The following is a 9453-nucleotide window of genomic DNA, read 5'->3' as shown; positions in this document are numbered from 1 at the left end:
TGTAATTTATCTTCTGCAGTAAATTTAGCCATAGAAAAACTGCACCTCCAATTGTTAGATGGTGTCTAACAATTGGGGTGCAGTTCATATTTCGGGGATTTTTTAATAGATTCGTTTTACCCCTACCATCATTTTCTTCCAGTATGGTTCTAATGCTGAGATGGTAACTTTTTTTCCTTTCGGATACGTATGCAGAATTCTACCATTTCCAAGGTACAAGGCAACATGGCCGATTTTCTCAAGTCCTTTTTTTTGTTTCCTGCTGCGAGTAGTGAAAAATAATAAATCTCCTTGTTTGATATTTTGACTGTTAATCATTTTACCAGCAAGATATTGCTGGCGTGAATTTCGTGGAAGCGACACACCATTTACTTGGAAAATATATTGGATGAACGAGCTGCAATCAAAAGAGTTCGCTTGAAATGGTGGTGCATTGAAGACATAGGGCTTTCCGAGCTGTTGCAATCCTGATTGAATCACATTATTTGTTAGCATCTTTTCCCTCTCATTTTTGATTATAATCTAGCATATTGAAGTTAACAGGAAATGCTTGTACAAAAAGAATAGGATATCGTACAATTTTTACATCATATACTTTTTTGGGGATAACTCAAATAGGGAGTGGTTGGCGGTGAAAATTGTCATTGCACCTGATTCATTTAAAGAAAGTCTTTCTGCAATCGAGGTGTCTGAAGCAATTGTCAAAGGCTTTAAAAAGGTACTGCCAGATGCGGAATATGTAATGGTTCCTATGGCAGATGGAGGAGAAGGAACAGTTCAATCTCTCGTCGATGCAACCAGTGGGAAAATCATTAAAAAAATAGTGACAGGGCCACTTGGTGAAGAAGTAGAAGCTTTTTTCGGAATGCTTGGGAATGAGCGGACTGCGGTCATCGAAATGGCAGCTGCATCTGGTTTGCAGCTCGTTCCAGTCGAGCGTCGCAATCCTTTGATCACATCATCAAGTGGTACGGGAGAATTGATAGCTGCAGCCCTTGACTACGGAGTAAATCATATTATTCTAGGAATCGGAGGCAGTGCCACTAATGATGGAGGCGCAGGCATGGCACAGGCTCTTGGCGTACGGCTCCTAGATGAAAACTGCAGGGAAATTGGCGGAGGCGGGGGAGCATTAGGAGAGCTTTGTTCCGTTGATATCGCTGGGCTTGACCCACGATTAGGGAATGTCAGAATTGATGTTGCCTGCGATGTCGATAATCCGCTTATAGGTGAAAAAGGAGCTTCTGCTATATTTGGTCCGCAAAAGGGAGCAGACTCCGAAATGATGTCCCGGTTGGATGAAAATCTTGCCCATTTTGCTGCAATTATTGAACGGGACCTTGGAAAGAAAATAGTGGATGTTCCTGGGGCTGGAGCAGCTGGTGGTCTCGGCGGCGGCCTGCTTGCATTCTTACCTGCGGAATTGAAGCGAGGAGTGGATATTGTCATTGAAGCGACAGGGCTTTCTAGGCTTGTACAAGATGCGGATTTGGTCATCACCGGAGAAGGGAAGATTGATGATCAAACGATTTTCGGCAAAACTCCGATCGGTGTAGCGAAGGCTGCTAAAAAATTTGGAGTTCCCGTCATTGCCATTGCCGGAACAGTTGGCACTGACAGCCATGTTGTCCATGACCATGGAATCGACGCCATCTTCAGCATTATACCAGGGATTGTGGAATTAGAAGATGCTTTCAAACACGCCGCTGAATACATAGAAACAACCGCCAGAAATATCGCCGCAGTATGGAGTAACGAGTAGTGGTGTCAAGCACCATGGGAAAATTCACATGGTGCCTGACATCGCTAAAGAAAGGAGAATGGAAGATGTATGAAGAGGGGTTTGTTGAGGTAACGGGGGGCAGGGTTTGGTATCAGAGGTTTAATGAGGGGGCGGCTGGAACGCCTGTGATTGTTTTGCATGGAGGGCCTGGTTCATCTTGTTATTCATTGCAGGGGTTGAAAGACTTAGCGAAGGATCGTCCTGTGATTTTATATGATCAATTAGGCTGCGGCCGTTCGGATCGGCCAACAGATTCATCGCTATGGCATGTTGATCGGTTTGTGGAGGAACTCGGTCAGCTACGCAAAGCCTTGAACCTTCAAGAAGTACATATTCTCGGGCATTCATGGGGCACGACGCTGGCGGCGGCCTATTGTCTGATGGAGCCGCAGCCGCAAGGCGTGAAAAGCGTTATTTTTTCAAGCCCATGCTTAAGTGCACCATTGTGGGAACAGGATCAACGTCGAAATTTAAAAACACTGCCACTAGATGTGCAGGAAACTATCAAACGCTGCGAGGAAAACGGGACGACTGATTCGGCGGAATTCGAAGCAGCAATTGAAGTTTTTAGTAAACATTTTGTCAATCGATTAGAACGAAATCCCGAATGGATCGAAAACAGACCGCGAGAGTACCGAAATCCTGAAGTTTACAATATCATGTGGGGCCCATCGGAGTTTACCGTGAAGGGGAATTTAAAAACGTTCGATTGCACCGAGCAGCTAAAGAATATAACGTGTCCAACCTTATATACCTGCGGCCGCTATGATGAGGCAACACCAGATTCAACCAATTATTATAGCAGTCTGACACCCCACTCGAAATTTTATGTGTTTGAAAATAGCGCCCATATGCCATATATTGAAGAGCCGGAGGAATACTTACGGGTAATTGGCGATTTCTTAAACTCAGTAGAATAGTTAGATTGGAAAAACCCAACACTTATACACGAATGTGTTGGGTTATTTTAAAAAAACGCCATTACGGCGTTATGAATAGGGGGTATCATTTTCCTGATCGTTTTGTTGAATCATTTCTTTCACATCTTGAGAAATCTTATCAAAGGTTTGATTGACCCGGTTCATGATTTCTTCGTTATTTAGGCTGCTTTCTTGATTGATGTCTTTTCTCATCTTTACACCACCTCCGATTGTTTTTAGAATTTCTCTTAATAGAGCAATTTATTACTTAAAAAGGTATTTTTAGGGAGATTACTTTTTTGGGTTGGAAAAAGTAATAGATATTTGAAAAGGTACTTTGCTATAATAAAAAGATGTTTTAAGGGGTTTACGTAGGAGGTTCTAATGGGGAAAAGTAAATATGTATTTTGGGGGCTGGTGATTACCACTCTCATTTCGGCGCTTGACGCAAACATTATGCAAACAGCCAGTCCAACGATTGTCAAACAGCTTGGAGGTATGGAGTTGTTTGCGTGGATTTTTGTGGTTTATATGTTAGCGAGTACAGTAACTGTTCCGCTGTATGGAAAATTATCCGATATGTATGGCAGGAAAAAGCTATTGATTATCGCTGTGGGTATTTTCACGCTAGGTTCGGTTCTATGCGGACTTGCTAATTCTATGGTTACACTTGTTATATATCGAGGAGTTCAAGGTCTTGGGGCAGGCGGCATGATCCCGCTCTCGATGATCATTGTAGGGGATTTATTTACAATTGAAAAGCGCGGGAAAATTCAGGCAGTATTCAGTTCCATTTGGGCTTTATCTTCAATTGTTGGACCAGTATTAGGTTCTTTTTTTGTTGAAGCCTTAACATGGAGATGGATTTTCTATATTAACATTCCAATTGGCATTGCTACAGTGCTATGTTTGATTCCATATAAGGAACAGGTTCAATTTAAAAAGACATATATAGACTATAAAGGCTTTTTCTTATTTGGTATCTCCATTACACTGCTATTATTAGCTACGAACGTTAGCAAGCCTATGTGGTATGTGATAGCAGGTATTATCGTGTTTCTTCTTTTTGTATTGGTGGAAAGAAGGGAAACCTATCCATTTCTGCCTGTTTCCTTGTTTAAGAATAAAGGGCTATTCAGAACAAATTTGTTTATGCTTGTATACTGTGTTTCGTTTTTCGGGACATCGAACTTTATTCCGCTATTCCTGCAGGAAGGGAATAACATGAGTATTTACAAAAGCGGGTTAATCTTATTAAGTATCGCAGTCGGATGGATGTTTGGAAGCACTCCGGCAGGAAATTGGATTGTCCGTTATGGCTATAAAAATTTATTTATTATAGGTAGTATCATTACAGCATTTTCGGGACTTGCTCTCTACATTTTTGTCGAAAATATTGCGTACGCCGTATTATTTCTAATTCTAACGGTGCAGGGGTTTTCGTTTGGATTATTATTTGCGATAGGAACGATTGCTTCTCAGGAATTTGCTGATGCTGAAATCAAGGGGATCTCGACATCCCTGCAAATGTTTTTAAGAAACATCGGAACCTCCATTGGGGTTACCATCATGGGTGTCATTATTAATCAGGCGGCCAACATTGTAATTGGAATGCAAAACGTATTCCTATTTGCACTCATCTTCAGCTTTATCACCGTATTCCTAAGCTTTCTAATACCAGCAAAAACACAGTCTGAAGCCTATCAACTTAACTAGACAAACTTGGTGTCAGGCACCATGTGAAAAATTCACATGGTGCCTGACACCTTTTTTTGGTGAGAATTTTTAGAAAATGATTGACTTTAGGGCGATAAGCTTTATAATTAATTTTAATTAATATTAATCCGATTAAACTAATGTGAATTATGGGTGAAGTAGGTGAAAGGGCAAATGTTTCTTCAAATTCAAGATATTAATAAGCAATTTGTGAATCAAAATACGGCAAGTACTGTGCTTTCCGATATTAATCTGGACATAAAAGAGGGGGAATTTGTTTCAATCCTTGGGCCCTCTGGGTGTGGTAAATCAACACTGCTTTCGATTGTGGCCGGTTTGACAAAGCCAACAAGTGGTGAAATTTTGTTAAATGGCCAGCGAATCACGAAGCCGGGGAAAGATCGTGGAATGGTTTTTCAACAGGCTGCGCTATTCCCATGGATGACCGTAGAAGAGAATGTCATGTTTCCGCTCCGCAAACAGATGAAGAAGAAGGAAGCAAAAGAATTGGCACACCATTTCCTTCAAAAGGTGCAGTTGAGTAACTATACAAAGCATTCTCCACATGAGCTTTCTGGCGGCATGCAACAGCGGGTGGCAATTGCCCGAGCACTTTCGATGAATCCGAAGGTTCTCTTAATGGATGAACCATTTGGCGCATTGGATGAACAAACACGCTCAAGACTTCATCATGAATTAGAGAAAATTTGGCTTGAAACCAAGAAAACGATTTTGTTTGTCACTCACAGTATCAGCGAATCTATTAAACTGTCAGACAGAATTATCGTCATGGGGACACGGCCTGGAGTAATCCTAGAGGACATTCAAGTTCGAATTCCTAGACCGAGAGCGCAGCATCCGCAAATGACAGCCAAACTAGAGGAAAAAATTATGAGGCTCTTGCAGAGCGAGATTGATAAAGTTGTAAAAGAGGAATTAGCATATGCAGTCAACAATTAAACGAATCATATTCTTTGTTCTGATTTTGATCGCTTGGCAGGGGACTGTGAGAATACTCGGTGTTTCACCAGCCTTAATGCCAGCCCCAACAGATGTATTAGACGAACTTGCTAAAGGGTTTGCTGATAAAACATTAATCTATGATATTATCGCAAGCTTTCGCAGACTGGCAATTGGTCTTGCAATAGCGATTATTATAGGTGTCGGGCTGGGGATTCTCTTAGCCAAAAATAAAACTGCAGATGAAACACTTGGTACTTTGATTTTGGCGCTTCAGAGTGTCCCAAGTATCGTCTGGCTGCCTATCGCGATTATGTGGTTTGGCTTAAATGAAAAAGCAGTAACGTTTATTGTCATTCTGGGGGCTACTTTGGTGATGACGATTAATATGCGGATTGGAATCAAAAATGTCTCGCCTCTTTATATAAAGGCTGCTCAGACAATGGGTTCACGGGGCTGGGATTTATTTATAAAAATAATTTTTCCTGCCTCGATTCCATACGCAGTCACGGGAATAAGGCTTGGCTGGGCGTTTGCTTGGCGGGCGCTGATGGCAGGGGAAATTTTAAGTGCAGGACCTGGTCTCGGCTATACACTTAAGTTTGCCTCAGATTTTGGCAATATGAAGCTGGTAATCGGGATCATGATTATCATCGGTGTCATCGGCACGATTGTTGATATTTTGTTCTTCCAGCGGGTAGAGAAAAATGTCCTGCGCCGTTGGGGGCTGGAAACAAACAATTAAGATGTTTTTAAAAAAGGGGAGGAAAAAGAGAGATGAAAAAGAAGTTAACCATTATGGGCTCGGCCTTTTTACTTGCGGCAGGACTATTAGCAGGCTGCGGCAGTTCGGAAAGTGCCGGCTCCGGTCAAAAAGAGAAAAAGGTAGTAATTGGATACTTCCCGAACATTGACCATGCACCTGCGATGGTCGCAAAGGAAAAAGGCTACTACGAAAAAGAATTGGGTAAGGATGTAAAAATCGAATATAAAACCTTCCCTGATGGCGGTGCCTTTATGACAGCACTAAAAACCGGTGATATTGATGCAGGTTTAGTTGGACCTGGCCCTGTAATGAACAACTTTACTAACGGTGCCGATGTGAAAATTCTTGCAGGTGCTTCATCCGGTGGTACAGCGATTGTCGCCAGTCAGAAGAGCGGAATCAATTCCGTGGAAGATTTTAATGGAAAAACATTCATTACTCCTGGGGTTGGCTGCACACATGATGTTCAAATGGAAACATTTTTACAAGATTTCGGCATTTCATCTGCTAGAATCGGCGGCACGCTTAAGCATGTAACCGGCAACCCGGCTCAGTACGCAAACATGTTTGAGACTGGTAAAGTGGACCTTGCAGCCGTTCCTGAGCCTTGGGCTTCCCAATTGGTGAAACAAGTCGGGGCGAAGGTAATCGTCGACAGTTCTAAAATCTCTTACGGTCAAACATTGCCAAATACGATTCTAGTTTCGAGCGGTAAGAAGGTTAAAGAGGATAAAGACGTCATCGCAAAAATTGTAAAAGCGCAGGAAGAAGCCATCGCCTTTATTGAAAAGAATCCAGAAGAAGCCAAACAAATTACCATCAATAGCATTAAAGACATTACGAAACAAGAACTTGATAAAGATGTGATTGATCAAGCGTGGAAAAATATCCATTTCACTTCAGATGTCAATGAAGAGGTGATTCAACAGTTTGCTAATTCGTCTGTTGAGCTTAAATTCTTAAAAGAAAAGCCTGATTTTGCGGCTTTAATCAATACGGAGTTTATTAAATAAATATATAAAATTGACTAGTATGAGGAATTTATCTGCGGCTTTTCGAAATATATCTGTGGATTTTCTAGATAAATTTGCAACTTTCAACAATATATCTTCAAAAAATAAATTTTTCAGATTCAAAGCTAAATAAAATGCAAGGTGCTGAGTCAATGCTCAGCACTTTTTTCTAGAAGGGATGTTTGGAATGAAAAAAGTCATACTCCTTTTGTTGATCGGTTTAGGCATCTTGAGCGCATGTGTAAATAACAAACAAAAAGTTGTTTTTCCATTAAATATGAAAGTATCGAATTTTGAAGGGGTTAATCAAGACGAAAAGCCAATCGATCTCTCAACATTAAAAGGAAAGGTGTGGATTGCCGATTTTGTCTTTACTAATTGTGATACCGTTTGTTCGCCGATGACGTCCAATATGGCAGAACTTCAGAGGAAGCTTGCAAAAGCAGGCGTTAAGGCACAATTAGTATCCTTCAGTATTGACCCCGACTATGATCAACCCCAAATATTAAAACAATATGCTAGTAGAGTAGGGGCTGATTTTTCAAACTGGAATCTCATAACAGGATACAAACAGGAGTTTATTGAAAGCTTTGCCAATAAATCCTTTATGGCCCCAGCGGCAAAATTAGAAGGATCAAATCAATTTGTGCATAGCACGAATTTTTATCTAATCAATAAACAGGGACTGGTTGTGCAAAAGTATGAGGGGGTCTCCGATCCGCCTTATGAACAAATCATCAGAGATATTAAATCTTTACAATAATTTTTTGTGTAGTTTGATACCTTCTTAGATATAAAAATATGAAAAAAAGTCAACCACCCTAAAAAAAGCAGGGTGGTATTTTATACCTTCATTTATTTTAAAATCTCTCTATATTCCTTGCCCTTTTGGACATAAGATTCACTTGACATCTGCAGCATTTGCAGGTCTTTTTCTGTTAGTTCACGAACGACTTTGCCGGGAGAACCTAGTACAAGTGAACGCGGAGGAATTTTAATGCTCCCAGCAAGCAGGGTATTGGCACCGATAATACATTCTTGCCCGACTTCCACATTATCTAGGATTGTTGAACCCATTCCAATAATGGAGCCCTTGCCCACTTTACAGCCGTGCAAAATCACATTATGGCCAATGGTGACATCGTCTTCAATAATGACAGGAAATCCTTCATATAAATGAAGAGTAGAATTGTCCTGAATACTGCATCTTTCACCAATAATAATCGGACCCTCATCAGCTCGTAAAACAGCGTTGAACCAAACCGTCGACTCCTTCCCAATCTGAACATCGCCAATTAAATATGCACCTGGTGCCACAAACACGGAGTCATGCATAGAAGGAGATTTTCCTTTGTATGGAATCATCATATAAAATACGCCCCTTACAATTTCTGAATTTATTAACTGTTTGTAATTATATCAAAATTATTAGTGTCAGACACCCAGGATAATTGAAAATAAAAAATCCAGCTGGTGAAAGATTTCCTAGAACCTCAGAAAGGTAGAATGGTTAGTTATTTTCATTTACATCCAAATATTTTATGATAATCTTTTCCACATCCTCTAAGTGGGACATCATACATCTTTGCGCTTTTTCACTATCTTTGGCTAAAATAGCATGGTAAATATCGGCATGTTCCAAATATAATTTTTCGGTTGTCGTTTTGTTCGAGAAAACCCAAATTCGTCTTGTTTCTTTCATCGTTTCTATCATTAATTCTGCAACCTCTTTCATTAATTGTATTAAGATTGGGTTTTTGGAGGCTTCAGCTATCGATAGATGAAAACATAAATCTGCTTCCCCTAGTTTTTCAATCCCGAGAGGTTTTTTCATCTGCTCCAAGGCACTGAAAATAGTGAGTAAGTCATCTTCTGAACGTTTATTGGCAGCAGCTAAGACAGATCCAAACTCTAATATTTTTCTCACTTCTAAAAGGTGGATTATATCATTCTTGTTCATAAGAATGGCGGTAGACAATGGAAATAACAATCTATTTGTGTCAAACTCCTTAATATAGGTCCCTTCGCCTTGCTTCATCTCTACCAAACCCATAGCTTGTAAAGCACTTAAGGCTTCACGAATTGCAGCTTTACCAACTTGAAAATTCTCCGCTAGATGGTGTACCGAACCCAGTTTTTCTCCGGGCTTAAAAACCCCGTTTCTGATCATTTCATGGATTTCTTCAGTAACCTCTTCATATATTTTTTTTGGTTTTATTTTTTTATATATCATTTGATCCTCCTCATCCTTATCGGAAGTATATTTTTAGGATTAAATTATAGTTTTTAGTTGAT

The 9453-nt window shown here is 40.4% G+C and carries 11 protein-coding genes; 7 read left to right on the top strand and 4 right to left on the bottom strand.

From position 1 onward, the window contains the following. Positions 1 to 102: 102 nt before the first annotated feature. Positions 103 to 495 carry a C40 family peptidase gene (locus IE222_RS13630; RefSeq protein WP_191273681.1) on the bottom strand — a complete coding sequence of 131 codons (393 nt, stop codon included), beginning with the start codon at positions 493 to 495 and terminating at the stop codon, positions 103 to 105. Between the two features lie 136 nt (positions 496 to 631). Between IE222_RS13630 and IE222_RS13625 the strand changes: the two genes are divergently transcribed. Together IE222_RS13625 and IE222_RS13620 are read left to right on the top strand one after the other, a co-directional pair. Further along, on the top strand, positions 632 to 1762 hold the full coding sequence (locus IE222_RS13625) for a glycerate kinase (protein WP_191273679.1): 1131 nt from the start codon (positions 632 to 634) through the stop codon (positions 1760 to 1762). A 65-nt stretch (positions 1763 to 1827) separates the two neighbouring features. Then, positions 1828 to 2703 carry a proline iminopeptidase-family hydrolase gene (locus IE222_RS13620; RefSeq protein ID WP_191273709.1) on the top strand — a complete coding sequence of 292 codons (876 nt, stop codon included), beginning with the start codon at positions 1828 to 1830 and terminating at the stop codon, positions 2701 to 2703. A gap of 69 nt (positions 2704 to 2772) precedes the next feature. Here IE222_RS13620 and IE222_RS13615 read toward each other — a convergent pair whose 3' ends face one another. Continuing rightward, entirely contained in the window at positions 2773 to 2916 is a 144-nt protein-coding gene (locus tag IE222_RS13615) for a hypothetical protein (protein WP_191273677.1), read from the bottom strand. Between the two features lie 171 nt (positions 2917 to 3087). Between IE222_RS13615 and IE222_RS13610 the strand changes: the two genes are divergently transcribed. The 5 genes from IE222_RS13610 (at position 3088) to IE222_RS13590 (ending at position 7921) form a co-directional block, all read left to right on the top strand. Beyond that, positions 3088 to 4419 carry an MDR family MFS transporter gene (locus IE222_RS13610; protein WP_191273675.1) on the top strand — a complete coding sequence of 444 codons (1332 nt, stop codon included), beginning with the start codon at positions 3088 to 3090 and terminating at the stop codon, positions 4417 to 4419. A gap of 174 nt (positions 4420 to 4593) precedes the next feature. Further along, complete coding sequence (locus IE222_RS13605) at positions 4594 to 5379, top strand: ABC transporter ATP-binding protein (protein WP_191273673.1); 786 nt, start codon at positions 4594 to 4596, stop codon at positions 5377 to 5379. Then, positions 5363 to 6124, top strand: a complete 762-nt coding sequence (locus IE222_RS13600; RefSeq protein WP_191273671.1) for an ABC transporter permease — start codon at positions 5363 to 5365, stop codon at positions 6122 to 6124. Before IE222_RS13605 ends, IE222_RS13600 begins: the two co-directional genes overlap by 17 nt. 32 nt (positions 6125 to 6156) lie before the next feature. Next, positions 6157 to 7158 carry an ABC transporter substrate-binding protein gene (locus IE222_RS13595; RefSeq protein WP_191273669.1) on the top strand — a complete coding sequence of 334 codons (1002 nt, stop codon included), beginning with the start codon at positions 6157 to 6159 and terminating at the stop codon, positions 7156 to 7158. Between the two features lie 187 nt (positions 7159 to 7345). After that, on the top strand, positions 7346 to 7921 hold the full coding sequence (locus tag IE222_RS13590) for an SCO family protein (protein ID WP_191273667.1): 576 nt from the start codon (positions 7346 to 7348) through the stop codon (positions 7919 to 7921). A 92-nt stretch (positions 7922 to 8013) separates the two neighbouring features. On the opposite strand, the gene IE222_RS13585 is transcribed toward IE222_RS13590, so the two are convergent. Further along, complete coding sequence (locus tag IE222_RS13585) at positions 8014 to 8526, bottom strand: gamma carbonic anhydrase family protein (RefSeq protein WP_191273664.1); 513 nt, start codon at positions 8524 to 8526, stop codon at positions 8014 to 8016. A 142-nt stretch (positions 8527 to 8668) separates the two neighbouring features. Beyond that, positions 8669 to 9391: a FadR/GntR family transcriptional regulator gene (locus tag IE222_RS13580; RefSeq protein WP_191273662.1), complete on the bottom strand. Its 723-nt coding sequence runs from the start codon at positions 9389 to 9391 to the stop codon at positions 8669 to 8671. Positions 9392 to 9453 lie beyond the last annotated feature (62 nt).

The organism is Neobacillus kokaensis, from assembly GCF_014656545.1.
Classification (GTDB): domain Bacteria; phylum Bacillota; class Bacilli; order Bacillales; family Cytobacillaceae; genus Neobacillus; species Neobacillus kokaensis.
Note: the sequence above shows the minus strand (reverse complement) of the source record. Positions and strands in the feature narration are given on the sequence as shown.